The 24,721-nt window shown below is 71.1% G+C and carries 25 protein-coding genes; 13 read left to right on the plus strand and 12 right to left on the minus strand.

Translation table 11 applies throughout. The features are described 5' to 3' along the window. Positions 1-35 precede the first annotated feature (35 nt). Positions 36-2,957 (plus strand): HD domain-containing phosphohydrolase, encoded by a 2,922-nt coding sequence (locus ACG04Q_RS11545; protein ID WP_394511067.1) that lies wholly within the window; start codon positions 36-38, stop codon positions 2,955-2,957. A gap of 8 nt (positions 2,958-2,965) precedes the next feature. On the opposite strand, the gene ACG04Q_RS11550 is transcribed toward ACG04Q_RS11545, so the two are convergent. Continuing rightward, positions 2,966-4,003 carry an ornithine cyclodeaminase gene (locus ACG04Q_RS11550; RefSeq protein WP_394511068.1) on the minus strand — a complete coding sequence of 346 codons (1,038 nt, stop codon included), beginning with the start codon at positions 4,001-4,003 and terminating at the stop codon, positions 2,966-2,968. 125 nt (positions 4,004-4,128) lie between these two features. On the opposite strand from ACG04Q_RS11550, the gene ACG04Q_RS11555 reads away from it, so the two are divergent. From ACG04Q_RS11555 to ACG04Q_RS11565, 3 genes are all read left to right on the plus strand, one after another. Then, the gene (locus ACG04Q_RS11555) at positions 4,129-4,554 is read left to right on the plus strand and encodes an Lrp/AsnC family transcriptional regulator (protein ID WP_394511069.1); all 426 of its coding nucleotides are present in this window, start codon (positions 4,129-4,131) and stop codon (positions 4,552-4,554) included. A gap of 251 nt (positions 4,555-4,805) precedes the next feature. Continuing rightward, complete coding sequence (locus ACG04Q_RS11560; RefSeq protein WP_394511070.1) at positions 4,806-5,723, plus strand: patatin-like phospholipase family protein; 918 nt, start codon at positions 4,806-4,808, stop codon at positions 5,721-5,723. Between the two features lie 6 nt (positions 5,724-5,729). Then, positions 5,730-6,350, plus strand: coding sequence for an LON peptidase substrate-binding domain-containing protein (locus ACG04Q_RS11565; protein WP_394511071.1), 621 nt, complete (start codon positions 5,730-5,732; stop codon positions 6,348-6,350). Here ACG04Q_RS11565 and ACG04Q_RS11570 read toward each other — a convergent pair. From ACG04Q_RS11570 to ACG04Q_RS11610, 9 genes are all read right to left on the minus strand, one after another. Further along, positions 6,340-7,161 carry an alpha/beta hydrolase gene (locus tag ACG04Q_RS11570; RefSeq protein ID WP_394511072.1) on the minus strand — a complete coding sequence of 274 codons (822 nt, stop codon included), beginning with the start codon at positions 7,159-7,161 and terminating at the stop codon, positions 6,340-6,342. The genes ACG04Q_RS11565 and ACG04Q_RS11570 overlap by 11 nt on opposite strands. After that, positions 7,158-8,057: a YihY/virulence factor BrkB family protein gene (locus ACG04Q_RS11575; RefSeq protein ID WP_394511073.1), complete on the minus strand. Its 900-nt coding sequence runs from the start codon at positions 8,055-8,057 to the stop codon at positions 7,158-7,160. Before ACG04Q_RS11575 ends, ACG04Q_RS11570 begins: the two co-directional genes overlap by 4 nt. Positions 8,058-8,111: 54 nt before the next feature. Then, the gene (locus ACG04Q_RS11580; RefSeq protein ID WP_394511074.1) at positions 8,112-8,402 is read right to left on the minus strand and encodes an ASCH domain-containing protein; all 291 of its coding nucleotides are present in this window, start codon (positions 8,400-8,402) and stop codon (positions 8,112-8,114) included. A 2-nt stretch (positions 8,403-8,404) separates the two neighbouring features. After that, positions 8,405-8,794 carry a VOC family protein gene (locus ACG04Q_RS11585; RefSeq protein WP_394511075.1) on the minus strand — a complete coding sequence of 130 codons (390 nt, stop codon included), beginning with the start codon at positions 8,792-8,794 and terminating at the stop codon, positions 8,405-8,407. A 10-nt stretch (positions 8,795-8,804) separates the two neighbouring features. Further along, positions 8,805-9,536 carry a LytR/AlgR family response regulator transcription factor gene (locus tag ACG04Q_RS11590; protein ID WP_394511076.1) on the minus strand — a complete coding sequence of 244 codons (732 nt, stop codon included), beginning with the start codon at positions 9,534-9,536 and terminating at the stop codon, positions 8,805-8,807. After that, entirely contained in the window at positions 9,533-10,603 is a 1,071-nt protein-coding gene (locus ACG04Q_RS11595; protein WP_394511077.1) for a sensor histidine kinase, read from the minus strand. The genes ACG04Q_RS11590 and ACG04Q_RS11595 overlap by 4 nt, the downstream gene beginning before the upstream one ends. Positions 10,604-10,610: 7 nt before the next feature. Continuing rightward, entirely contained in the window at positions 10,611-11,333 is a 723-nt protein-coding gene (locus tag ACG04Q_RS11600) for a LiaI-LiaF-like domain-containing protein (RefSeq protein ID WP_394511078.1), read from the minus strand. Positions 11,334-11,426: 93 nt separating this feature from the next. Further along, positions 11,427-11,783, minus strand: a complete 357-nt coding sequence (locus tag ACG04Q_RS11605) for a LiaI-LiaF-like domain-containing protein (RefSeq protein WP_394511079.1) — start codon at positions 11,781-11,783, stop codon at positions 11,427-11,429. A 178-nt stretch (positions 11,784-11,961) separates the two neighbouring features. Next, a complete protein-coding gene (locus ACG04Q_RS11610) occupies positions 11,962-12,519 on the minus strand; it encodes a phasin family protein (RefSeq protein ID WP_394511080.1) in 558 nt (185 codons plus the stop codon). Positions 12,520-12,703: 184 nt separating this feature from the next. Between ACG04Q_RS11610 and ACG04Q_RS11615 the strand changes: the two genes are divergently transcribed. Continuing rightward, positions 12,704-13,633 carry a histone deacetylase family protein gene (locus tag ACG04Q_RS11615; protein ID WP_394511081.1) on the plus strand — a complete coding sequence of 310 codons (930 nt, stop codon included), beginning with the start codon at positions 12,704-12,706 and terminating at the stop codon, positions 13,631-13,633. Here ACG04Q_RS11615 and ACG04Q_RS11620 read toward each other — a convergent pair. Both ACG04Q_RS11620 and ACG04Q_RS11625 read right to left on the minus strand, forming a co-directional pair. Beyond that, the gene (locus ACG04Q_RS11620; protein WP_394511082.1) at positions 13,611-15,146 is read right to left on the minus strand and encodes a methyl-accepting chemotaxis protein; all 1,536 of its coding nucleotides are present in this window, start codon (positions 15,144-15,146) and stop codon (positions 13,611-13,613) included. The genes ACG04Q_RS11615 and ACG04Q_RS11620 overlap by 23 nt on opposite strands. A gap of 19 nt (positions 15,147-15,165) precedes the next feature. Further along, positions 15,166-15,624: a cache domain-containing protein gene (locus ACG04Q_RS11625; protein WP_394511083.1), complete on the minus strand. Its 459-nt coding sequence runs from the start codon at positions 15,622-15,624 to the stop codon at positions 15,166-15,168. A 127-nt stretch (positions 15,625-15,751) separates the two neighbouring features. Between ACG04Q_RS11625 and ACG04Q_RS11630 the strand changes: the two genes are divergently transcribed. The 8 genes from ACG04Q_RS11630 (at position 15,752) to ACG04Q_RS11665 (ending at position 24,612) form a co-directional block, all read left to right on the plus strand. After that, complete coding sequence (locus ACG04Q_RS11630) at positions 15,752-16,189, plus strand: acyl-CoA thioesterase (protein ID WP_394511084.1); 438 nt, start codon at positions 15,752-15,754, stop codon at positions 16,187-16,189. Beyond that, positions 16,186-16,899, plus strand: a complete 714-nt coding sequence (locus ACG04Q_RS11635; RefSeq protein ID WP_394511085.1) for a nitroreductase — start codon at positions 16,186-16,188, stop codon at positions 16,897-16,899. The genes ACG04Q_RS11630 and ACG04Q_RS11635 overlap by 4 nt, the downstream gene beginning before the upstream one ends. Then, complete coding sequence (locus ACG04Q_RS11640; protein WP_394511086.1) at positions 16,899-18,242, plus strand: sodium:proton antiporter; 1,344 nt, start codon at positions 16,899-16,901, stop codon at positions 18,240-18,242. Before ACG04Q_RS11635 ends, ACG04Q_RS11640 begins: the two co-directional genes overlap by 1 nt. After that, entirely contained in the window at positions 18,230-19,216 is a 987-nt protein-coding gene (locus ACG04Q_RS11645; protein ID WP_394511087.1) for a 2-hydroxyacid dehydrogenase, read from the plus strand. Before ACG04Q_RS11640 ends, ACG04Q_RS11645 begins: the two co-directional genes overlap by 13 nt. Further along, on the plus strand, positions 19,216-20,010 hold the full coding sequence (locus ACG04Q_RS11650; RefSeq protein WP_394511088.1) for a hypothetical protein: 795 nt from the start codon (positions 19,216-19,218) through the stop codon (positions 20,008-20,010). The genes ACG04Q_RS11645 and ACG04Q_RS11650 overlap by 1 nt, the downstream gene beginning before the upstream one ends. Positions 20,011-20,079: 69 nt before the next feature. Next, positions 20,080-21,441: a DNA recombination protein RmuC gene (locus ACG04Q_RS11655; protein ID WP_394511089.1), complete on the plus strand. Its 1,362-nt coding sequence runs from the start codon at positions 20,080-20,082 to the stop codon at positions 21,439-21,441. Further along, positions 21,438-22,607: an MFS transporter gene (locus ACG04Q_RS11660; protein ID WP_394511090.1), complete on the plus strand. Its 1,170-nt coding sequence runs from the start codon at positions 21,438-21,440 to the stop codon at positions 22,605-22,607. Before ACG04Q_RS11655 ends, ACG04Q_RS11660 begins: the two co-directional genes overlap by 4 nt. A gap of 460 nt (positions 22,608-23,067) precedes the next feature. Further along, positions 23,068-24,612: a methyl-accepting chemotaxis protein gene (locus ACG04Q_RS11665; RefSeq protein WP_394511091.1), complete on the plus strand. Its 1,545-nt coding sequence runs from the start codon at positions 23,068-23,070 to the stop codon at positions 24,610-24,612. Positions 24,613-24,721: the final 109 nt, after the last annotated feature.

The following is a 24,721-nucleotide window of genomic DNA, read 5'->3' on the forward strand; positions in this document are numbered from 1 at the left end:
GGCCCCGGTGGTTGCGGCGCAGATACTCGGTCTCCATGCAGATCAAGCCCAAGACGCTTTACATCACGCTGAGTTCGCTCATGGTGGGGCTGGTGGCGCTGGTGTATGGCGTGCTGATGCTGTACGAGGCGTCGCGCAGCGACGCGCTGATGCTGCAGCAGGCCGGCGCGGCCGCGCGGCGCATCGGGCGCGAGGCCGCAGGGGTCGTGGAGACCGAGCTGCGGCCGGCGCGGGTCAGCGTGGCGCTGCTGGCTGCCGGCGCGTTGGGCCGCGCGGGCAGCGCCGCCGAGCGGCTGCGGGCGCTGCCGGAGCTGAGTGCCACGTTGAGCGGCAATGGGGCGGTGTCGGCCGTCTACGCCGGCACGACGCGAGGTGAATTCGTGCTGCTGCGCCGGCTGGGCGACGCCGCCACGCGCCGGCGCATGGACGCGCCGGCCGAGGCCGCTTTCGCGCTGCAGAGCGTCGAGCGCGACGGCGGGACCGTGCGCGGCCATTACCGTTTCTACGACGCCGACATGCGCGAGCTGCGCGTTGCCGAGCGGCTGGACTACGACTTCGACCCGCGTGCGCGCCCCTGGTTCGAGCTGGCCCGCGAGGCGGCGGCGGGCAACGTGGTGCAGTCCGCGCCCTACCGCTTCTTCACGACGGGCGAGCCCGGCGTCACGCTGGCCCAGGCGCGCGGCGACGTGGTCATCGGCGCCGACGTCAGCCTGCAGGCGCTGGGCGAGATGCTGGACCGCCCGCAGATCAGCCCGTCGGCCGAGCTCCTGATCGCCACCCCGGCCGGCGAGGTGCTGGCCCAGGCGCGGCGCCGGCCCAGCCTGGCGGAGAGCCGGCGCCTGCCCAACATCCGCGACGCCGGTTCGCCGCTGATGCGCGCGCTGTGGGAGCGCCGCGACGGCGAGGGGCGCCTCGCGCCGGTGCAGGTCGTCGACGGGCGCGAGTGGGTCAGCCACGCGTTGCCGCTGGCCGGCGCCGTGCAGGCCGGTGCGCCGCTGGTGTTGCTGATGGCCTCGCCGCGCGACGAGCTGCAGGCCTACCAGATCGAGAGCCGCCGCCACGGCTTCTACATCTCGCTGGGCTTGATGCTGCTGCTGCTGCCCATCGTCCATCTGCTGGCGGACCGCGTCTCACGGCCGCTGCGCCACCTGGCGCGGCAGGCCGAGGCCATTGAGCGCTTCGATTTCGGCGGCCCCGATCCGCGCCGCAGCCGCATCCGCGAGGTGGACCGGCTGGCCACGGCGATGACGGCCATGAAGCACTCGCTGCGCCGCTTCCTGGACATCAGCGGCGCGCTCAGCGCCGAGCGCGATTTCGACCGGCTGCTGGACCTCATCCTGCGCGAGACCATCGCCGTCACCGGCGCCAGCGGCGGCGCGGTGCATCTGCTGGCCGACGACGGCAGCATGCTGCATCCGGCCGCCGTGTGGCTGCAGGGCGAGCTGCAGCTCGGCGCCGGCCGCAGCTGGGACCTGAGCGTGGCCGACAGCCTGGGCGCGCCGGTGCAGGCGCTGCGTGCCAATGACGCGGTGGAGGTGGAGCTGGGCTGGGATGACCCCGCCCACCTTGCGGCCTACGGCGCGCTGTTCTCCAGCCTGGGCGCGGCCCGCCTGCGGCTGCTGTCGCTGCCGCTGAAGAGCCGCCAGCACGAGACCATCGGCACGCTGACGCTGAGTTTCCCGCTGCCGGCCCTGGGCGAACCGCAGCCACTGGGCGAGGCGCGCGTGGCCTTCGTGCGGGCGCTGTCGGGCACGGCGGCCGTGGCCATCGACAACCAGCAACTGCTGCGCGCGCGCAAGGAGCTGCTGGAGAGCTTCATCCAGCTCGTGGCCGGCGCCATCGACGCCAAGAGCCCCTACACCGGCGCCCACTGCCAGCGCGTGCCCGAGTTGACCAAGATGCTGGCCCGCGCCGCCTGCGATGCGACCGACGGGCCGTACGCCGGCTTCTCGATGAGCGACGACCAGTGGGAGGCGCTGCACATCGCGTCCTGGCTGCACGACTGCGGCAAGGTCACGACGCCGGAGTACGTCGTCGACAAGGCCACCAAGCTGGAGACCATCTATAACCGCATCCACGAGATCCGCATGCGCTTCGAGGTGCTCAAGCGCGATGCGCTCATCGAGGCGCTGCAGGCCGAGGCCGGCGAGGCCGGCACGGCGCGGGCCCGCGCGGCCGCGGCGCCCGCACAGGCCACGCTGGACGACGACTATGCCTTCGTGGCCGCCTGCAACCAGGGCGGTGAGCGGCAGGAGCCGGCCACCGTCGAGCGGCTGCGCCGCATCGGCGCGCGGCGTTGGCTGCGCACGCTGGACGACGGGCTGGGGCTGTCCGCGGCCGAGGCCGCGCGGCGGCCCCGCGTGCGCCCGCCGCTGCCGGTGGCCGAGGCGCTGCTGCAGGACCGGCCCGATCACATCGTGCCGCGCCCGGAGGGCGACCAGCTGGCGGCGGACAACCGCTGGGGCTTCCGGCTCGCCCAGCCCGAGCATCTCTACGACCGCGGCGAGCTGCACAACCTGTCGGTGTCGCGCGGCACGCTCAACGACGAGGAGCGCTACAAGATCAACGACCACATCGTGCAGACCATCAAGATGCTGGAGGCACTGCCGTTCACGGGTCATCTGAAGACGGTGCCCGAGATCGCCGGCGGCCACCACGAGCGCATGGACGGCAAGGGCTACCCGCGCGGGCTGATGGGCAGCGCGATGAGCCCGCAGGCGCGCATGATGGCGATCGCCGACGTCTTCGAGGCGCTGACGGCCAGCGACCGGCCCTACAAGGCCGGCAAGCGGCTGTCCGAGGCGCTGGCGCTGATGCGCCAGATGGTGGCCGACGGCCACCTGGATGGCGAGCTGTTCGCGCTGTTCCTGCGCTCGGGCGTGTGCCTGGCCTATGCGCGGCGCTTCATGCCGCGCGACCTGGTGGACCTCGCCGACGTCGACGCCTACCTGCCCTGACGCCGCGCTCAGGCCGCCTGGCGCTGGCCGTGCAGCTGCAGCTCGCCGAACAGGTTCTTGGGGTCGGCCATCTGCGGGATCAGGTCCAGCGGCGCGCCCAGGCCCAGCTGCACACTGACGTCGCGCAGCAGCCGCAACGCCGAGAAGTCCTCCAGCGCGAAGCCCACCGAGTCGAACACGGTGACCTGCTCGGGCGACTCGCGCCCCGGCGCCTGGCCGGCCAGCACGCGCCAGAATTCGGTGACGGGGAAGTCGGCCGGCATCTGCTGCATGTCGCCCTCGATGCGGCTCTGCGGCTCGAACTCGCAGATGACGCGCGCCATCTCCAGCACGCCGCGGTGCAGCTCGGTCTTGCCGGGGCAGTCGCCGCCCACGCCGTTGATGTGCATGCCGGGCTCGATCATGTCGGGCGTCAGGATGGTCGCGTTGGTCTTGTCGGCGGTCACGGTGGTGACGATGTCGGCGCCGCGCACGGCCTCGGCGGTGGAGGCGCAGACCGTCAGCGTCAGGCCCGGCGTGCCCTGCAGGTGGCGCACCAGGCGCGCGGTGGCGGCGGCGTCGATGTCGAACAGCCGCAGCTCGCGGATGCCCAGCAGGTGGTGGAAGGCCAGTGCCTGGAACTCGCTCTGCGCGCCGTTGCCGATCAGCGCCATCACGCGGCTGTCTGGCCGGGCCAGGCGCTTGGCCACCATGACGGAAGTGGCGGCGGTGCGCATCGCCGTCGTCAGCGTCAGCTCGGACAGCAGCGCCGGCGCGCCGGTGGCCACGTCAGCGAGCACGCCGAAAGCCATCACCGTCGGCAGGCCGACGCGGTGGTTTTTGGGGTGGCCGTTGACGTACTTGAAGCTGTACAGGCTGGCGTCGGCGATGGGCATCAGCTCGATGACGCCGTCGGCGGAGTGGGCGGCGACGCGGGGCGTCTTGTCGAACTCGGCCCAGCGCAGGTAGTCGGCCTCCAGGTAGCCGATGAGGCGGCGCAGTAAATCGGGAAGGCCGACGCGCTGCACGATGCGGGCGATGTCCTGGGTGGTCAGCAGTGTGGTCATGGAGGTCTCCTGAAGTGGTTGATGGCGATTCTTCCGACGCGTCTCGCCAAACAGAAGCGCAATTCCTGACGAGGAATGCATTGGCTATTGGCAAAATGGCAGTGGAAATTGCCGATTTGCACAAAATGGATGCCCTGGATCAGCAACTGCTGGCGCTGCTGCGCGCCGATGCCCGTGCCAGCGTCGCGACGCTGGCGGCCAAGCTCAAGGTGTCGCGCGGCACGATCACCAACCGCATCGCGCGGCTGGAGGACAGCGGCGTCATCACCGGCTACACGGTGCGGCTGCGGCCCGACTCGGTGCCCGACCAGATCACCGCGTGGATGAGCATCACCGTGGAAGGCAACCGCACGCGCGAGGTGGTGGCCATGCTGCTGGGCGAGCCCGGCATCACCGGCCTGTTCGACACCAACGGCCGCTGGGACCTGCTGGCCGAGATCCGCAGCTCCAGCCTGCAGGAGCTGGCAGACGTGCTGGAGCGCGTACGCCTCATCAAGGGCATTGCCGGCACGGAAACGTCCATTCACCTGCAGAGCTACAAGCTCGGCTGAAACGTGGGCCCCTCGCCCGGTCTTGCCTGCTGAACGCGGCAAGCCCGGTCTGGGACCACGCCGCGGCTTGCGCCGCAGCGCTTCGGCAGGCACATCGAGCCCACTGGGCTCCATCTGTCCGGCCACAGCCCCCGAGGGGACGGCGATGCTTGCCGGATTGACCGGCAAGCACATCGCCAGGCGGGCCGGCTTGGGAGCGGCCCGGCGCTCGGCCCGCAAGAATCACACGCGCTGCTGAGATGATGTGAGCCATGTTTCGCCGTTTCTCATCTCTCGCTCTTGCTCTGGTCCTCGCGGCGCTTGCCGCCTGTTCCGTGCCCGTGCTGACACCGCAGCAGCCGGTCGTCGTGCCACCTCCCGTGGAGCCCGCGCCCGTCGTCAAGCCCGTGCCCAGGCCGCCGCGCCTGGGCCTGGCACTGGGCGGTGGCGCCGCGCGCGGCTTCGCGCACATCGGTGTCATCCAGGTGCTGGAGGAGGCCGGCATCAAGGTCGACCTCGTCGCCGGCACATCGGCCGGCAGCCTCGTCGCGGCGCTCTACGCGTCGGGCAGGAACGGCAAGGAGATGCAGTCGCTGGCCGAAGGCATGGACGAGGGCGCCATCACCGACTGGTCGTTCCCGCTGCGCGGCCTGATCCGCGGCGAGGCGCTGGCGCGCTTCATCCGCGACAAGACCGGCGGCAAGGGCATCGAGCAGATGGTGGTGCCGCTGGGCATCGTTGCGACCGATCTGTCGGACGGCTCGCCCATCCTGTTCCGCAGCGGCGACACGGGCACGGCCGTGCGCGCGTCCAGCGCCGTGCCGGCCGTGTTCCAGCCGGTCAGGATCGGCCAGCGCGAGTACGTGGACGGCGGCCTGGTGTCGCCGGTGCCGGTGCGTTTCGCGCGCGAGATGGGGGCGCAGCTGGTCATCGCGGTGGACATCACGTCGCCGCCCGAGAAAGACCCGCCCGGCGACGCCTTCCGCATGCTGATGCAGACGTTCTCCATCATGGGCCGCAGCATCAACAGCTTCGAGCTGCGCGACGCCGACGTGCTGGTGCGCCCGCGGCTGGACGGCGTCTCCAGCGCCGACTTCACCGCGCGCCGCCGCGCCATCCAGGCCGGCCGCGAGGCCGCGCAGGCGGTGCTGCCGCTGATCCGCCAGCGCATCGCCGAACGGACGAGGTAGCGGCGCATGGACACCGAGATCCCGCTGTTCCCGCTGCGCTCGGTGCTGTTCCCCGGCGGCTGGCTGCCGCTGCGCATCTTCGAGCCGCGCTATCTCGACATGGTGCAGCGCTGCCACGCGCAAGGCCATGCCTTCGGCGTCGTCGCCCTGACCGAGGGCCAGGAGGTGCGGCAGCGCGACGGGGCGGGCTTCCAGCGCGAGGCCTTCCACACCGTCGGCACGCTGGCGCGCATCGAGCACTTCGCGCACGAGCAGCCGGGGCTGATCCAGCTGCACACGCGCGGCACGCAGCGCTTTCGGCTGCGCAGCTCGCGCTGCCTGAACCACGGGCTGTGGGTGGGGGTGCCCGAGCTGCTGGCGCAGGACGTGGCCGTGCCGGTGCCGGAGGACCTGCGCTCCGCTACGCGCCAGCTGCAGGACCTGCTGGAGAACTGGCGCGAGCGCGCCGGCCCCGAGCAGCTGCCGTTGCAGCCGCCCTATGCGTGGGACGACGCCGGCTGGCTGGCCAACCGCTGGGCCGAGCTGCTGCCCATGCCGGCGCAGGAGCGTCAGCGCCTGATGGCGATGGACAACCCGCTGCTGCGGCTGGAGCTGGTGGTGGACCGGCTCGACGCGCTCAGCGGTTGAGCCAGTCGGTCAGCACGCGCAGCACGTCGTCCTTCTCCGGCTCGTTGAAGATCTCGTGGAACAGCCCGGGCCAGGGCCGCGTCGCGACGACGTTGGCCGGCGCCGCGGCCGCAAACGCCTCGCTGCCGCGCGGCGCCACGCAGCGGTCGGCGCCGGCCCACATCAGCAGCGTGCGCAGCCGCCAGCGCGGCGCGTCGGCAATGACGCGCTCGCCCGCGTCGACGATGAAGCGCGTCAGGCGCGCGGTGATGCGGTCGTGCACCAGCGGATCGCTGGCATAGGCCGCCACCACGGCCGGGTCGCGGCTGATCCAGTCGGGCTTCAGGCCGTTGCCCACCGCCAGACCCGGCGCCAGGTTCTCGGCCAGCGCCAGCGCCAGCTTCTGGCCGCCGGACAGGCCCGGGTCCAGCGCGGGTGACGACAGCACCAGGCCGTCCAGCGGCCGGCTCCACGCAGCGGGCTGCGCGGCCAGCGCCTCGTCGGCAAAACGTGCAGCGATCAGGCCGCCCAGGCTGTGGCCCAGCAGCACGAAGGGCGTGCCGGGGCGGCGCACGGCGTCGATGACGCGTGCCGTGTCGCGCAGCAGCGCGTCGTGGTCGGGAATGTCGCCCTTGCGGCCTTCGCTGCGGCCATGCCCGCGGTGGTCCCAGCCGTGCACGTCCCAGCCGGCGGTGTTCAGTGCGGCGGCCACGTGGGCATAGCGGTCGATGTGTTCGCCCAGGCCGTGCACGATGAGCAGCTGGCCGCGTGCGGGTACGGTGGCGGGCCAGTGCCGGGTGTGGAGCGTGAGGCCGTCGTCGGTGGTGGTCATCTCGTCGCGGGTAGCGGAGGTGGCGAGAGTCTAGGGGCCTCGCGCCGCGAGCCCAGCACGCGCGCATAGGCCCAAGTGAACTCGGCGCCGATCAGCAGAATCTGCGCCGAGAAGTACACCCAAACCAGCAGCGCCACTACCGACGCCGCGGCGCCGAAGCCCGACACGACGCCGCTGCTGCGCAGATACACGCCGATGGCCCAGCGTCCCAGCTCGAACAGCGCGGCGGTGACGAGTGCGCCTAGCAGCACGTCGCGCCAGGCGATGCGCGCGCGCGGCATCCACTTGAAGATCAGCGCGAACACGGCCACCACCAGACCCTGGCTGATGACGGCGTTGGCGATGCCGGCGACGAGCAGCCACTGGCCGAACCAGGGCTTCCACAAGGCCTCGGCGGCGGCCAGCAGCGCACCCAGCAGCAGCGACACCAGCAGCAGGAAGGACAGCCCCAGGATGAGTCCGAAGCTCAGCAGCCGTGCACGCAGCCAGGCCCACCAACCCTGCAACGGCCGTGCCGGCGCGCGCCAGATGGTGTCCAGCGCATCCTGCAGTTCGGCGAACACGGTGGTGGCGCCCACCAGCATCAGGCCCAGGCCCAGCACCGTGCTCAGCCAGCCGCCGACCGGCCAGGCCACGCTGCGAAGCATGCCCTCGATGGTGGCTGCGCCGGCGGTGCCCAGCAGGCCCGAGAGCTGCGCCACCAGCTCGCCGCGTACCGCCTCGGCGCCCCACACCAGGCCGGCCACCGACACGACGATGAGCAGCAGCGGCGCCAGCGAGAACAGCGTGTAGTAGGCCAGTGCCGCCCCCATGCGCGGGCCGCGGTCGTCGAGAAAGCCGTCGAAGGTCAGCCGCAGCACGCGGCCCAGCGGGCGTAGAGGGACAAGCCTTTGCATGCCGGCAGTCTGGCCGCGAGCAGGCTCGCTGCCTGTAGGACAGCGCCCGTTGCGTCAGACGGTGCCCTCGGCGGCCTCGAAGCGGAAGCGGATGAAGTAGACCTTGTGCCCGCCGCCGTGCCGGGCGGTCTGCAGCAGGTCGGCCAGGCTGCGAAAGCCCGACTCGCGCGCCAGCGAGTCCGAGATGTCGGTGAGCGAAATCTCGCGGATGGACGTGACGACGATGCTGCCGCCCTCGACCGCGTAGCGCCCGCCCGCCTTCACGTGCGGCGACTGCCAGATGCGGATGCTGGTGGTGATGCTGCCGTTGCGCACGCCCTCGCGCAGCTGCTTGGCGAACTGCATGGTCAGGCGGTGCGCGAGGCCACGTTCCACACATGGTGGGCCGGGTCGATGAGGCGGCCCACGCGGTCGCCCCAGGCCTGGTCGGCCGCCTGCATCAGCACGCGGGCGCCCGCGGCCACGGCGCGGGCGATGGTGGCGTCCACGTCGTCGCAGTACAGGTAGTGCACCACTGGCGAGCTGCCGTCCGCGGCGGGCGGCCGGCTGCCGAGGTGGGGCGTGTCGTCGTGCACCATGAACAGCGAGTCGAAGACCGACAGCGTCGCGTGGATGACGCGGCCGTGCGGGCCGGTGCGGCGCGACAGCTCGACGGCGCCGAACGCGGCCTGGCAGAACGCGATCTGCGCGGCGGCGTCGGCGCACACGAGCATGGGAATGAGCAGGCGGGGTTTCATGGGGGTGTCCTCAGACGGCGGCGCGCAGCTTGTCGTAGCCGCTGCGGCTGACGGGGATGCGCTTGCCGTTCTTCATGCGCGCCGTGTAGGCGTCGCTTTCGGTCTTCTCCAGGCCTTGCAGCGCGGCCAGGTTGATGATGAAGGAGCGGTGCACGCGCACGAAGCGGGCCGGGTCCAGCTGCGCCTCCAGCTCGGAGATGCGCTGCGTCTTCAGGTGCTCGCGGCCGTGGGCGTGGAAGGCGACCTGGTCGGCCTGGGCTTCGATGTAGGCGATGTCGTCCACCAGCAGCACCTGCATGCCGCCCTCCTTGTCGTTGTCGCGTACCAGCACGCGGGTGAGCCGCGGCGGCGCGGCCACCAGCCGCTCCAGCGCCGGCTGCGGCTGGCCCATCAGCCGGCGGGCGCGGTCCAGCGCGGCGTCGAAGCGGTCCTGCGCGAAGGGCTTGAGCAGGTAGTCCACCGCGTGCAGTTCGAAGGCGCGCAGCGCGTGCTGGTCGTGCGCCGTCGTGAAGACGATGCCGTCGCGCCGGCCGGTCAGCTCCAGCACTTCCAGGCCGGTGAGCTTGGGCATCTGGATGTCCAGGAACACCAGGTCGGGCCGGAGTTCGGTGATGGCGCGGGCGGCGTCCAGCCCGTTGCCGGCCTCGGCGACGACGGTGATGTCGGCATGCGGCCGCAGGTACTCGGCCAGCAGGCGGCGGGCCAGCGGTTCGTCATCTGCGATCAGCGCTTGGAGCGTCATGGCGTCGTCTCGAAGGGGAGTGAAATCTCGACCGCGAAGCCGTCGGGCGTGGCGCCCCAGTGCACGCGGGCGCGGCCGGCGTACTGCGCGGCCAGCCGCTCGCGCAGGTTGCGCAGGCCCAGGCCCAGGCCGGCCTCGTTGGACGGCGCGTCGCCCGGCTCGGGCACCGGGTTGCGCACGGCGATGTGCAGCCAGCCGTCGCGCACCAGCGCCTGCACGCTGAGCAGCCCGCCGTCGTCGCGCGGGCGCAGGCCGTGCTTCAGCGCGTTCTCCACCAGCGGCTGCAGCGTCAGCGGCGGCAGCAGCGCAGGCAGCGCGTCGGGCGCGGCGTCGATGTGCGTGGCCAGCTTGTCGCCCAGGCGCTGGCGCTCGATGGCGAGGTAGTGCGTCACCAGGCCCAGCTCGTCGGCCAGCCGGATGCGCTCGCGGCCGGCCAGGTCCAGCGTCTGGCGGAAGAACTGTGCCAGGTCGATGGCCATCGCGCGCGCGGCGGCCGGGTCCAGCTGGGTGAGGGCGCTGATGGAGTTCAGGCTGTTGAACAGGAAGTGCGGGTCGATCTGCAGGCGCAGCAGCTGCAGCTCCATGTCGCGCGCCAGCAGCCGCGCCTGCGCCTCGCGGGCCGCGGCGGCCTGGGTGTTCTGGAACGCGATGAGCAGGTCGTGCGCCAGCACGGCCAGCGTCAGCAGCGCCAGCAGCGCGGCGGTCAGCAGCGCCAGGCCGCGCTGGCCCAGGCCCACCCAGCCGTCGGCGTGGCCGAACAGGGCGCCGGCGGCATCCCACGCGGCGGCCAGGCCCAGCATCACCGTCGTCAGCGTGGCGACCAGGCCCACGCGGTAGCGCAGCGCGGCCGGCCAGTCGGCCACGCCGAACGGCCGGCTGCGGCAGGGGTAGTAGGTGGCCAGCACGACGAAGGCCAGCACGCCGCACAGCGGCACGGCCCAGGGCAGCGCCCAGCCCAGCGGCGCCACACCCAGCGCGTGCAGCAGCGCAGCCAGCGCCGGGCCGGCCAGCCCCCAGGCCAGCAGGTAGACGGCCAGCCCGCGCAGATGGGTCAGCAGGGGGTGCAAGGCGGCGTCAGTTCTTGACTTCGACGCCGGCAAACATCACGTCGCCGCGCAGCACCAGGCGCGGCCCGGGCGCCATCGGCGGCACGGTCTTGTCCTCGACGCCGCCGAACAGCGCCGTGATCTCCACGACGACCTGCCAGTCGCGCGGCACGCGCAGCTCGATGCCGCTGAAGCGGGCCGAGATGTCCAGCCGCGCCTCGCCGTCGGCGATGCTGGCCTGCGTCAGGTCCAGCTCGATGCCGCCGAAGGTGCTGGTGATGTGGCCGCCGCTGAACGGGCCGGCCTCGACGCGCTGGTTGATGCCGCTGAAGCTGACGTCGATGTCCACCCGCTCGCCCGGTGCCAGCGGCTTGGCCGTCAGCGCCAGCGGCCGGCCGGCGGCGGGGCGCGGGAACACGGCCCGCATCAGGATGGACAACCCCGCCACGATGATGACGACCGGCCACCAGTCGCGCCAGTGGAAGTGCATGAAGCCCAGGTTCTGTGCCGTCAGCGCCAGGCCCACGCCGATCATCAGCACGCCGATGAAGCCGCTGCCCGCCAGCCGCGGCCAGGCCAGCCGGCCCAGGCCCCACAACACCAGGCCCAGCGGCCAGAACGTGCGCAGCAGCGCGATGTCGAAGACGTGCAGGTTGTCCAGCAGCGCCAGCACGCCGACGCCGATGACGATGAGGCCGAACAGGATGCGGTGGCCGGCGTGCTGCAGGGAGCGGGGAGGGTGGGACGGCATGTCAGGTCAGGCAGGGCAGGAAGCAGCAAGTAGACCTCGGCCAGGCGCCGGTGCGGCAGCGGCAGCGGCGAATCGACGGCCGCAGCCGACGAATCAACGGCCCGCAGCGTCGGCGGCCGGGCGCGTGCGCAGGCCGCGCAGCACGACGGCCAGCCCGGCGAGGATGACCAGCATGGGCCACGCGTCGCGCAGGGAGAAGCTGGTCAGGCCCAGGTTGCGCGTGGTCAGCAGGCCGCCCACGGCGATGAGCGCCAGGCCGCCGAGCCCACCGCCTTGGCGCGACCAGCCCAGGCGCGCCAGCCCCAGCAGTACCAGCGCCAGCGGCCAGAAGGTGTGCAGCAGCGGCAGACCGAACAGCTGCTGGCGGTCCAGCAGGGCCAGGGCGCCGATGCCGATGGCAGCCAGGCCGGTGGCGACGTGGTGGAGGGGATGGTGGGTTGGGGCGTGCATGGCGGTCTCCGGTTGATCAGTGAAGCCAGTGGACCCGCCAAGGCACGGCGGCGCGACGCGCATGCGGCGAATCGCCAGGTGCGGCGACGGATCGACGCCAGGCGGCGCCAATGAAAAAAGCCCGGCGTCCAGACGCCGGGCTTTCTGCGGTGTCGGCAGGCACGGAGCCTGCGCGGAATCAGGCGGCAGCGCGCTTGGCGGTGCGGGTGGCCGTCTGCGTGGCCTTGACGGCTTGCGTCGTGGCGGCCTGGAAGTTGGCTTCGGCCACTTCGACGGCCTGCTTGGTGGCCTTCTGCACCGACTCGAACGCGTTGTTCGCGGCGGCCACGGCGGACTTCACCAGTGCGACGGCATTCTCGGTGCCGGCCGGGGCGTTCTTGGCAGCGGTGTCCACCATCGTGGAGAAGGTCTTCTGCGCGTCGGCGAACTGGCTCTCGGCGACCTTGGCCACTTCGGCGCCGGTGCTGGAGGCGATGTCGTAGACGTGGCGGCTGTAGGAAGCGGCCTTCTCGGCGGTGGGTTGCAGCAGCGCGGCCTGCAGCGACAGCAGTTCCTGCGCGTCCTTCACGGACATCGCGGCGGCGGTGGTGTCGGCGGCTTCGCTCAGCGCGGTCTTGGCGACCTGCAGGTTCAGCTCGACAAGCTTCTCGACGCCTTCGAACGCCTTGTTCGTCAGGCCGAAGAGGGTTTCGACGTTGGCCTTGTGGGCGGCGAGGACTTGTTCAGCGGTCAGCATGGAGAGACTCCCATTTCGAGTGGATGAAACGTTTGCCGTGCTTGATTGCTGCACTGCAACATGAGCTGAATGATAGGAGCGCTTTGGCGGATTGCAAGCACTTTTTTGTGCGGTGCAGCAAATTAGGGATGGCCGCGCGTGAAAAACGGCTGACGCTATCGTTGCGAGCCTTGCGCCGACCCCCATGCTCGCCTTCCATTCCGACGCCCACAGCCTGGCGCTGCCGCCGGGGCACCGCTTCCCGCAATCCAAGTACCGGCTGCTGCGCGAGCATTTCGAGCGCGAGCCGGGGCTGCTGCGCATGCAGCCGGCGCCGGCCGCCGGCGACGACGAATTGGCGCTGGTGCACACACCCGACTACATCGACGCTGTGCAGCGCGGCACGCTGAGCGCGGCGCAGCAGCGCGAGATCGGTTTCCCGTGGAGCCCGTCGATGGCCGAGCGCTCGCGGCGCTCGGTGGGCGCCAGCATCGCCGCGGCGCGCGCCGCGCTGGCCGACGGCGTGGCCGCCAACATGGCCGGCGGCACGCACCATGCCTACGCCGACAAGGGCTCGGGCTACTGCGTCTTCAACGATGTGGCGGTCGCCGCGCGGCTGATGCAGGCCGAGTGGTCGCGCAGCCACCGCAGCACGCTGCGCGTGCTGGTCATCGACCTGGACGTGCACCAGGGCAACGGCACCGCGGCCATCTTCCGCGACGACGACACGGTGTTCACGTTCTCCATGCACGGCGCGCGCAACTTCCCGTTCCGCAAGGAGCCCAGCGACCTGGACGTGGACCTGCCCGACGGCTGCGGCGACGCCGACTACCTGGCCGCGCTCGACACCGCGCTGGACGACGTGTGGCGGCGCTGCCAGCCAGGGCTGGCGTTCTACCTGGCCGGCGCCGACCCGCACGAGGCCGACCGCCTGGGCCGGTTGAAGCTGACCTATGACGGCCTGGCCGAGCGGGACCGCCGCGTGCTGGCGGCGCTGCGCGAGCGGCGCATCCCGGTGGCGCTGAGCATGGCCGGTGGCTACGGGCACGACCTGGCCACGACGGTGGCCGTGCAGGTCACCACGCTGAACCTCGCGGCGCAGTCCTGGGCCGCTATCGCACGCGGAACTGGCTGACCACCTGCGCCAGCCGCTGCGCCTGCTCGCGCAGCGACTCGGCCGCGGCGGCGCTTTGCTCGACGAGCGCGGCGTTCTGCTGCGTCATGTCGTCGACCTGCGTGACCGCCTGGTTCACGTCGGCGATGCCCTGGCTCTGCGCCGACGCGCTGGCGCTGATCTCGCCCATGATGTCGGTCACGCGCTGCACGGCGCCGACGATCTCGCCCATCGTCGCGCCGGCTTCCTGCACGTGGCGGGCGCCGGACTCGACGCGCTCCACGCTGGCGCCGATCAGCGTCTTGATCTCCTTGGCCGCCGCGGCGCTGCGGCCCGCCAGGCTGCGCACCTCGCCGGCCACGACGGCAAAGCCGCGGCCCTGCTCGCCGGCGCGCGCTGCCTCCACGGCGGCGTTCAGCGCCAGGATGTTGGTCTGGAACGCGATGTCGTCGATGACGCCGATGATGTCGGCGATGCGCTTGCTGGAGGCGGCGATGTCGTTCATCGTGTCCACCACCTGTTGCACGACGCTGCCGCCGCGGTGGGCCACATCGGCCGCGCTGGTGGCGAGCTGGTTGGCCGTCTGCGCATGCCCGGCGCTCTGGTGCACGGTGCCGGTCAGCTGCGCCATGGACGAGCTGGTGACCTGCAGGCTGGAGGCCGTCTGCTCCGTGCGCAGGTTCAGGTCCTGGTTGCCCGACGCGATTTCGGCGGACGCGGTGCGGATGGAGTCCGCCACCCGCATGACCTCGCCCACCGTGCCGGCCAGTTGCTCGCACATCTGGTTCAGCGCGCGCATCAGGCCCGCGAGCTCGTCGTGGCCGGTCGGCGCGGCGCGGCGCGTCAAGTCGCCCGCGGCGACGGCCTCGGCCAGCGACAGCGACGCGTGGACGTCGCGCGCGATGCGGCGCTGGTTGACCAGCAGCACGCCCATGCCGGCGCCGGCAGCCAGCAGCGACACCAGCGCGAACAGCCACGCGCGGCGGCGTGCGCCGTCCTGCTGGCTGTCCGCGGCGGCCTGCTGGTCGGCGCCCATGCTCTGCACGATCTTGCCGATCAGCGCCGCCACGTCCTTGTAGCGTGCCTCGGCGTCCTGCATGGCGGCCACGCCGGTGTTGGGGTCCACCGACGACAGGTCGATGGCGCCGTCGGCCTTGGTCAGGTAGGTCTGCAGCAGCGGCAGGCACTGCTTGATGTGTTCGTCGGTCTCGGGCGGCGTGCTGTCCATGTCGGCCAGCGTCTGCAGCGTGCGCGAGACGCCTTCGACCTGCGTCTTGAGCTGCGCGCGCAGCGCCTTGACCTTGGCATCGTCCAGCGACGAGATCAGCGCAATGGCGCGGTAGACGCCGCCGTGCATCTCGCCCACCTGGGTCTGCACCGCCACCGTGGTCATGAAGACCTCGTTGCGCTGCTGGCCGGCCTCGTTGGCGGCCACCACCTCGCGCAGCGACAGCAGGGTGCTGCCCAGGCCGATGGCCAGCACGACCGCCAGCGCCGCCATCGGCGGCAGCAGCATCTTGGCAGCGAGCTTCATGGCGGCACCCGGCCAGGGGTTACTTGTAGATGCCGCCGCAGACGATGGTTTCGTCCAGCCGCTCGCAGTACATCTGCTTGGGCTCGATCTTCTTGGTCGTCGGGTTGGTGAACTTGTAGTCCTGCCAGAAGCCCTTGGGGCTGGACCGGCCCAGCTCCACGCGCTCGCGCACGAACGCCTTGCCGTCGATGTCCTTGAGGTCGATGAGGTCGCGGCCTACCTGCTTCTCGTTGGCGCCGTGCGCCAGGCACTTGCCGTCCAGGCCGTAGACGACGAGGTAGAGGTCGTGCTTGATGAACTGGGCGCTCTTGGCGGTGATCTCGCCGTAGGCCTTGTCCTTGCCGCTGGCCTTGATGTAGGCCACACCCTTCTTGACCATGGCCACCGCGTCGTCCTTGGTCGCGTTCTGCGCCAGCGCCGGCTGGGAGCCCACGAGGGCGGCGCATGTGAGGGCAAGACCTGCAAGCGTTCGGTTCATGCGAGTGCTCCTTGCGAGCCGACGGGCTCCGGGCCAGTGTCGCTCCGGGGTTTCGCCGCGCGCAAGTGCGGTGCGGCGATGGCGGGCGTTCCTGTGGCGCAATGCACGCATGGAAGAATGCCGCCCCATGACGCGACCGCAGCCCGACGCCCGCCACGCCTACCCGCAATTCGTGCCGCTGACGACGCGGTGGATGGACAACGACGTCTACGGCCACCTGAACAACGTCGTGTACTACAGCCTGTTCGACACCGCCGTGAACCGCCTGCTCATCGAGGCCGGCGCGCTGGACATCCATGCCGGCGGCGTCATCGGGCTGGTCGTGGAGACGCACTGCAACTTCTTCGAGTCGCTGGCCTTCCCGCAGAAGATCGACGCTGGCGTGCGCGTGGCCCACCAGGGCCGCTCCAGCGTGCGCTACGAGATCGGCCTGTTCGCCGAAGGATCGGACTTGTGCGCCGCGCGCGGCCACTTCGTGCACGTCTACGTGGACCGCGACAGCCGCCGCCCGGTGACCGAGCTGCCGCCCGCCTACCTTCAAGCTTTGAAAGCCCTGACCCCATGAGCCGTTTCGCCACGCCCACGCCCGAGCAGACCGCCGCGGTGGACGCCGCCATCAAGACCCGGCACTCGCTGCGCGCCTTCCTGCCCACGCCGGTGCCGCGCCAGACCGTCGAGGACATCCTCGAGGTGGCCCGCTGGGCGCCGTCGGGCACCAACACACAGCCGTGGCAGGTGCATGTGCTGACGGGCGAGGCGCTCAAGCGCACTGCCAGCCGCATCCAGGCCGCCTACCTGGACCCCGAGCAGAACACCGCTCACCGGGAGGAGTACGCCTACTACCCGAACGAGTGGCGCAGCCCCTACATCGACCGCCGCCGCAAGGTGGGCTGGGACCTGTACGGCCTGCTGGGCATCGCCAAGACCGACAAGGCGCGCATGCAGCACCAGCACGGCCGCAACTTCGTGTTCTTCGATGCGCCGGTGGGGCTGTTCTTCACGATCGACCGCGTCATGCAGCAGGGCTCGTGGCTGGACTACGGCATGTTCCTGCAGAACGTCATGATCGCCGCGCGCGCCCGCGGCCTGCACACCTGCCCGCAGGCGGCGTTCACGCAGTTCCACCGGCTGATCGCCGAGGAGCTGCAGCTGAATGACGAACAGATGCTGGTGTGCGGCATGTCGCTGGGGTTCGCCGACCCCGCTGCCGTCGAGAACGGCCTCGTCACCGAACGCGCGCCGGTGGCCGAGTTCGCCCGCTTCCTGGAGGACTGATGGCTTTGCAAGGTGCCGAACTGGGTCTGGCCTGGGCCGCCCCCTTCGCCGGCCTGCTGCTGTCCATCGCCGTCATGCCGCTGGCGGCGCCGGCGTTCTGGCATCACCACTTCGGCAAGATCGCCGCGGCCTGGACGGTGGCGCTGCTGCTGCCGTTCACGCTGGTCTTCGGCGCCGGAGAGACGGGCCATGTGCTGGTGCACACGCTGGTGGAGGAGTACCTGCCGTTCACCATCCTGCTGGGCGCGCTGTACACGACGGCCGGCGGCATCTTCATCCGCGGCAACCTGCACGGCAGCCCGGCGCTGAACGCCGGCCTGATGGCGCTGGGCGCCGTGCTGGCGAGCTTCATGGGCACGACGGGTGCCTCCATGCTGCTGATCCGCCCGCTGATTCGCGCCAACGACAACCGGCGCCACAACGCGCATGTCGTCGTGTTCTTCATCTTCATCGTCAGCAACGTCGGCGGCTCGCTGACGCCGCTGGGCGACCCGCCGCTGTTCCTCGGCTTCCTGCAGGGCGTGGGCTTCTTCTGGACGGCCAGCCAGCTGTGGGGCGAGACGCTGTTCCTGCTGGTGTCGCTGCTGGCCGTGTTCTGCGCCGTCGACGCCTGGCTGTACCGCAAGGAGGGCGTCACGCGCGCCGACCCCACGCCCGACACCCCCAGGCTGGGCCTGGAGGGCAGCATCAACCTGCTGCCGCTGGCCGTGGCCGTGGGCCTGGTGCTGATGAGCGGCACCTGGAAGCCCGGCATCGTGTTCGACCTGTGGGGCACGTCGCTGCCGCTGCAGGCGCTGGTGCGTGACCTGGGCCTGCTCGCCGTGACGGCCGCATCGCTGTGGATCACGCCGGCCGGCGTGCGCGAGAAGAACCAGTTCTCGTGGGCGCCCATGCAGGAGGTGGCCAAGCTGTTCATCGCGATCTTCCTGACCATGGTGCCCGTCATCGCCATGCTCAAGGCCGGCCCGGCCGGCGTGTTCGCGCCGCTGGCCGCGCTGCTGACGGGCGCCGACGGCCAGCCGTCGCCGGCGGCCTACTTCTGGCTGACGGGCGGCCTGTCGTCGGTGCTGGACAACGCGCCCACCTATCTCGCCTTCTTCAACCTCGCCGGTGGCAACGCGGCGCGGCTGATGACGGAGGGCGCGCCGGTGCTGGCCGCCATCTCGGGCGGCGCCGTCTTCATGGGGGCGATGACCTACATCGGCAACGCGCCCAACTTCATGGTCAAGGCGATTGCCGAGGAGCGTGGCGTGAAGATGCCCAGCTTCGGCGGCTATCTGCTGTGGTCTAGCGCGGTGCTGCTGCCGCTGTTGTTCGTGATGGCCTCGATATGGATGCATTGAAGAAGATCCTCGTCGCGCGGCTTGCGCCGCCCGAAGTCCTCGAGAAGCTGAAGGCGCACTTCGACGTGGACTACCACGACGGCGAGCTGCCGCTGACCGCCGAAGCGCTGCGCGGCCGCCTGCAGGGCAAGGCCGGTGCCTACATCACCGGCACCGAGCGCATCACGCCCGAGCTGCTGGACGCCTGCCCCGCGCTGCGCGCCATCTGCACGATGAGCGTGGGCTACAACCACATCGACCTGGCCGCCTGCACGGCGCGCCGCGTGCTCGTCACCAACACGCCCGACGTGCTGACCGAGACGACCGCCGACCTCGGCTTCGCGCTGCTGATGGCCACCGCCCGGCGCATGGGCGAGGGCGAGCGGCTGCTGCGCGACGGCGGCTGGAAGAGCTGGCGCTGGGACTTCCTGGCCGGCGCGGAAGTGCACGGCACGACGCTGGGCATCCTGGGCATGGGCCGCATCGGCCAGGCCATCGCAAGGCGCGGGCGCTTCGGCTTCGGCATGCAGGTTGCGTATCACAACCGCTCGCGGTTGCCGGCCGAGGCGGAAGGCGAGTTGGGCGCGCGCTACCTGAGTAAAGAAGCGTTGCTGCGCGAGGCCGATCACCTCGTGCTGGTGCTGCCGTACTCGGCCGAATCGCACCACTGCATCGCCGCGGCCGAGCTGGCGCTGATGAAGCCGACGGCCACGCTCGTCAACATCGCGCGTGGCGGTATCGTCGATGAACACGCGCTTGCAGCAGCGCTGCGCGAGCGGCGCATTGCCGCCGCGGGCCTGGACGTGTTCGAGGGCGAACCGCAGGTGAACCCCGAGCTGCTGGCCTTGCCCAACGCGGTGCTGACGCCGCACATCGGCAGCGCCACGATGCCCACGCGCATCGCCATGGCCACGCTTGCCGCCGACAATCTGATCGCCGCGCTGACCGGCGCCCCGCCGCCCACGCCGCTGAATCCCGAAATCCTGCCCCTGTGATGAAACCGCTGCTGCTTGCCCTCGTTCTCGCCCCCGCCCTGGCTTTCGGCCAGTCCGACCGCATCAAGCGCCCGGAACCCGGCAAGGCGCCCGAGAAGGTGGAGGACGACAAGACGCCGCGCGACCCCAACAAGTTCGCCGCGCTGGCGCTGCTGGGCGACCGCGTGCAGCTGCTGGCGCTGACGCCGGCACGCGGCGACACGGTGCAGAGCGGCGAGTGGACCGCTACCCCCGCCGGCACGCTGGACGACGCCGTGCTGCAGGCGCTGAACGAGGCCGTCAAGGCCAGCGGCGACAAGCGCGAGGCCAAGCTCTACACGTCCACGACGCGCAGCCTGTTTGGCGACCCGGCCAACCTGTTCGTCGACGGCAGGCTGAGCCTGCCCGGCAACCTGACGGCCGCGGTGCGCCAGAGCGGCGCAGCCAACCTGCTGCTGGTCACGCGCAGCCGCCAGGAGCCGGCGCTGGCTGCCGCGCTGCCCGGCCGCATCCTGGCCACGCTGGAAGGCCCCGGCTTCGTGCTGGACCAGCGCCCCAGCGGGCAGATCGGCTTCGACGGCCAGCCCGGCAAGCCGGTGTTCGCGCCATTCGTGTCCATCCGCGTCGCGCTGATCGACCTCACCGACATGCGGCTCAAGCGCGAGCAGTCGCTGGCCGTGGCCGCGCGGCTGCCCGTGGAGGCCGGCGAGGCCAACCCCTGGGCCACCACGGCGCCCGAGCAGCGCGTGAAGGCGCTGGAGGCGCTCATCGAGGCCGAGATGCCGCGCGTGATGAAGGGCCTGGTCGCGCCGTAGGCCGGCCAGCGAGCGCGTGAAGCATGGGCGGCCGGCGGCGGCCCCGCGGCCAGCATGGACAATGGCCGCATGAGCGTGTTCGATGCGGTGTTGCTGGCCTTGCTGGCCGTGGTGGTGGTGTTGCTGTGGCTGGTCTGGATGCGCCAGAAAGCCTTCTCCGCGGACCAGTTGTTGCAGGGCAACGAGCGGCTGGAGCGCGAGCTGCGCGACGAGCTGGGCCGCAGCGCCAGCGGCACGCGGCAGGAGCTGCTGCAGGGGCTGGCGCAGTTCCAGCAGGTGCTGACGCAGGGGCTGCAGGGAAGCAACCAGTCGCTCAGCGCACAGGCGCTGGCCGCGCGCGAGGCGCAGGATGCCGCCGCGCTGCGCGGCGTGCAGGCCCAGGCCGAATCCATGCAGAAGCTGAACGATGCAATGCGCGAGCAGCTGCAGGCCTTGTCCAAGACCAACGACCAGCGCCTGGCCGAGCTGCGCCTGACGGTGGAGCAGCGCCTCACCGCCATCCAGCAGGACAACGAGAAGAAGCTGGAGCAGATGCGCGCCACCGTCGACGAGAAGCTGCACGCGACGCTGGAGCAGCGCCTGGGCGAGAGCTTCAAGCAGGTGGCCGAGCGGCTGGAGCAGGTGCACAAGGGCCTGGGCGAGATGCAGAACCTGGCGCGCGACGTGGGCTCGCTGAACCGTGTGCTGACCAATGTGAAGACACGCGGCGTGTTCGGCGAGGTGCAGCTGGCCGGGCTGCTGGACCAGGTCTTCACCGCCGAGCAGTACGCCGCCAACGTTGCGGTGCTGCCGGGCTCCAACGACCGCGTGGAGTTCGCGATCTCGCTGCCCGGGCAGCGCAACGACGGCAAGCCCCTGTGGCTGCCGATCGACGCGAAGTTTCCGCGCGAGGACTACGAGCGCCTGCTCGATGCGCAGGAGCGCGCCGACGCCCCCGCTGCCGAGGCCGCCGGCAAGGCCATCGAGAACCGGCTGCGGCTGGAGGCCAAGACCATCCGTGAGAAGTACGTGGCCCCGCCGCACACCACCGACTTCGGCATCCTGTTCGTACCGACGGAAGGGCTTTACGCCGAAGCGCTGCGCCGCCCCGGCCTGCTGGAGAGCCTGCAGCGCGAGCACAAGGTCATGCTGTGCGGCCCCACGACGCTGCTGGCCACGCTGACCAGCCTGCAGATGGGCTTCCGCACGCTGGCGCTGGAGAAACGCTCGGCCGAGGTTTGGGAGGTGCTGGGCGCCGTCAAGACCGAGTTCGGCAAGTTCGGCGACGTGCTGGCCAAGGCGAAGAAGAAGCTGGAAGAAGCCGGCAACACGCTGGACGCCGCCGAGGTGCGCACGCGCGCGATGACGCGCAAGCTCAAGGGCGTGGAGGCGCTGCCCGACGACGCGGCGCAGCAACTGCTGCAACTCAGCCTGGGTGAGGACGCCGAGTGACCGACCCCGCGCGCGCGCCGGTGGCGAAGAGGGCCATGCGCGACGCGTTCTGGTGGCTCATCGCCACCATCATCTGCGTGCACGCCTGCATGGCCACCACGCGCGTGACCGCCAGCCTGTGGGTGCTGAACCAGGGCTATGGCGAGGCGTCGGTGGGCATGCTGCTGAGCCTGTTCGCCGTGGCGCCCATCGTGCTGTCGCTGTGGGCCGGCCGGCTGGCCGACCGGCACGGCTTTCATCGGCCGGTGGGCGTGGGCGTGGCGCTGGCGTTTGCCGGCGCGCTGCTGGCGCTGGCCATTCCCAAGCTCTGGGCCATCGCCACCGGCTGCCTGCTGTGCGGCGGCGCCGTGGCCGTGGCGGCCGTCGCGCTGCAGCGCGAGGCCGGGCTGATGGCCGAGGATCCCGGCGACCTCAAGCGCATCTTCAGCTGGATGGCGCTGGGGCCGGCGCTGTCCAACGCGCTGTCGCCCATCGTCGCGGGCCTGCTGATCGACCACGTCGGCATGACCGCTGCATTCGGCCTGGCCACGCTGCTGCCGCTGCTGGCCTGGGCGCTGGCGCGCAAGGTGCCGCGCAACCCGCCCAAGGTCGTCACCAAGAGCTTCCGCGAACCCGCGGCGTGGGACCTGTTCCGCCTGCCGGCCTACCGGCGCCTGCTGCTGGTCAACCTGGCGCTGTCGGCGGGGTGGGATGCGCACAGCTTCGTCGTGCCCGTGGTGGGCCATGCGCGCGGGCTGTCGGCGGCCAGCATCGGGCTGGTGCTGGGCAGCTTCGCGACGGCGGCCACCGCCGTGCGGCTGGCCATCGTGCGCTTCGCCGACGACATCGACGAGGCCCGCGTGCTGCGCGCCGCGATGGCGCTGGCGACGCTGACCTTCATCGCCTACGCCTGGCTGCCCGGCACGCTGGGCCTGATGCTGGGTTCGGCATTGCTGGGCACGGCGCTGGGCTCGGTGCAGCCCATGATCCTGGCCATGATGCACCGCGCCACGCCGCCCGAGCGCCACGGCCAGGCGCTGGGGCTGCGCATGCTGACGGTGAACGGCGCAACGGTGAGCATGCCCATGGGCTTCGGCATGCTGGCCGCGGCGACGGCGCTGGCGGCGCCCATGTGGGTGATGGCCGGCGCGCTGCTGCTGGCACAGCTTCCGGCACGCAAGCTCTAGAGAGGGTTTTGCAGAACGCCCCGGGCGCCCGGCCTGCGGCGGTGCGCGAGGCCGACGATCAACGGCAGCCTCCGTGGCAGGCACCGGGACCGGCCGTGCTACTGGCGGCGTCCAGCTGGCCGGCCAGCCCCCGTCGATGAGGCGGCTTGGCATGTGCGCTTTGCTGCCGCGGCTGTTGCTGCCGGATTGCTCGGCCGTTGCAGCCGTCGCGGCTGCGCTGCTGCGGGTGCGCGAGCCGCCGCGGCCCGACCTCGCGCTGGCCGCGGGCGGCCACTTCCAGCTGCACGACCCGCCCTTCGTGCGGCCGTTGGCCATGGTCGCGCTGTGGTTGACGGCCATCCAGCACCGAATGAGGGCTTTCCCAGGCAGTGGCGCGAATCGCACTAACGCCGCCCTCAACCGGAGTGATTGCGCGATCATGGGGCGTCCGGAATACGCATCAACCATTCAGGGAGGTGATATGCGCGTCAACCAGCCGGTGACCCAGCGTGAGTTCGACTTCGCGGCCGATGCCACGCTGATGTCAACCACCGATCCGCAGAGCCATGTGAAGTACGCCAACGACGCGTTCGTCGCGGTCAGCGGCTTCACGCGAGAAGAAATCATCGGGCAGCCGCATAACTTCGTGCGCCATCCAGACATGCCGGAAGCGGCGTTCGCCGACATGTGGGCCACGCTGAAGGGCGGCGAGCCGTGGACCGGGCTGGTGAAGAACCGCCGCAAGGACGGCGACCACTATTGGGTACGGGCCAACGCGGTGCCTATCGTGCGCGGGGGGCGCACGCAGGGATATATGTCGGTGCGCACGCGGGCCTCTCGCGACGAGGCCGCCGCGGCCGAGCAGCTTTATGCCGAGATGCGAGCGGGCCGCGCCAGCGTGCGCCTGCACAAGGGGTTGCTGCTGGGCCGCGGGGCTTTCGGGGCACTGTCGAATTGGCGCAAGACGATGGGCGCGCGGGGCCGCATCCGGCTCACGTTGTCGGTGGTGTGGCTGGTCATGCTGCTGGTGGGCATGCCCATCGCGTCGGACTGGGCGGCGCTGGCGCGGCTGGCGTCGGTCGTTGGCGTCGGCATGGTCATCACGGCAATCGTCTTCGAGCAGATGTTCGCGCGTCCGCTGGAGGCCTTGCAGCGCCAGGCGCTGGCCGTCGCCACCGGCGCGCAGCAGGATGTGGCCGACATGGGCCGTGTCGACGAGATCGGCATGAGCATGCGCTGCATCAGCCAGCTGGGGTTGATGTTCCGCTGGCTGGTCAGCGACGTCAGCCAGCAGGTGGTGAACCTGCAGACCGCCGTCAACGAGATCGCCAAGGGCAACGAGGACTTGAGCTCGCGCACCGAGCAGGCTGCGTCCAGCCTGGAGCAGACGGCCTCGTCGATGGAGCAGATGACCGCCACCGTGAAGAACAACGCCGACACGGCGGCGCAGGCCAACGATCTGTCGGGCCAGGCGCGCTCCGCCGCGGCGCAGGGGGGTGAGGCGGTGGCCCAGGTCATCGCGCGCATGGGCGACATCTCCGCCAGCTCGCGCCGCATTGCCGACATCATCGGCACCATCGACGGCATCGCGTTCCAGACCAACATCCTGGCGTTGAACGCGGCGGTGGAGGCCGCGCGTGCCGGCGAGCAGGGCCGCGGCTTTGCTGTCGTGGCGGGCGAGGTGCGCAGCCTGGCGCAGCGCTCGGCCGAGGCGGCCAAGGAGATCAAGTCGCTGATCGGCGCCAGCGTGGAGCAGGTGGAGGCCGGTTCGCGCATGGTGGACGACGCCGGCAAGACGATGGCCGAGATCCAGACCAAGGTGCAGCGCGTGTCCGACCTGATCGGCGAGATCAGCGGCTCGGTGCGCGAGCAGAGCACCGGCATCGCCCAGGTGGGCCAGGCCGTCAGCCATCTCGACCAGGTGACGCAGCAGAACGCCGCGCTGGTGGAACAGAGCACGGCCGCGTCCTACAGCCTGCGCCAGCAGGCGGCCAGCCTGGTGGACGCCGTGGGCGTGTTCCGCTGACGCCGCGCCGGGCTGCCCAAGCGGCGATTAGGATCTGACGAACGGCCCCCGTCGCAAAAGCACGCAGAATCCGCGCCAGGCCGAACATGCGGCCGCTGGAGCGAGACAG

It is taken from the genome of Pelomonas lactea (assembly GCF_043555885.1).
Taxonomy (GTDB): domain Bacteria; phylum Pseudomonadota; class Gammaproteobacteria; order Burkholderiales; family Burkholderiaceae_C; genus Pelomonas; species Pelomonas lactea.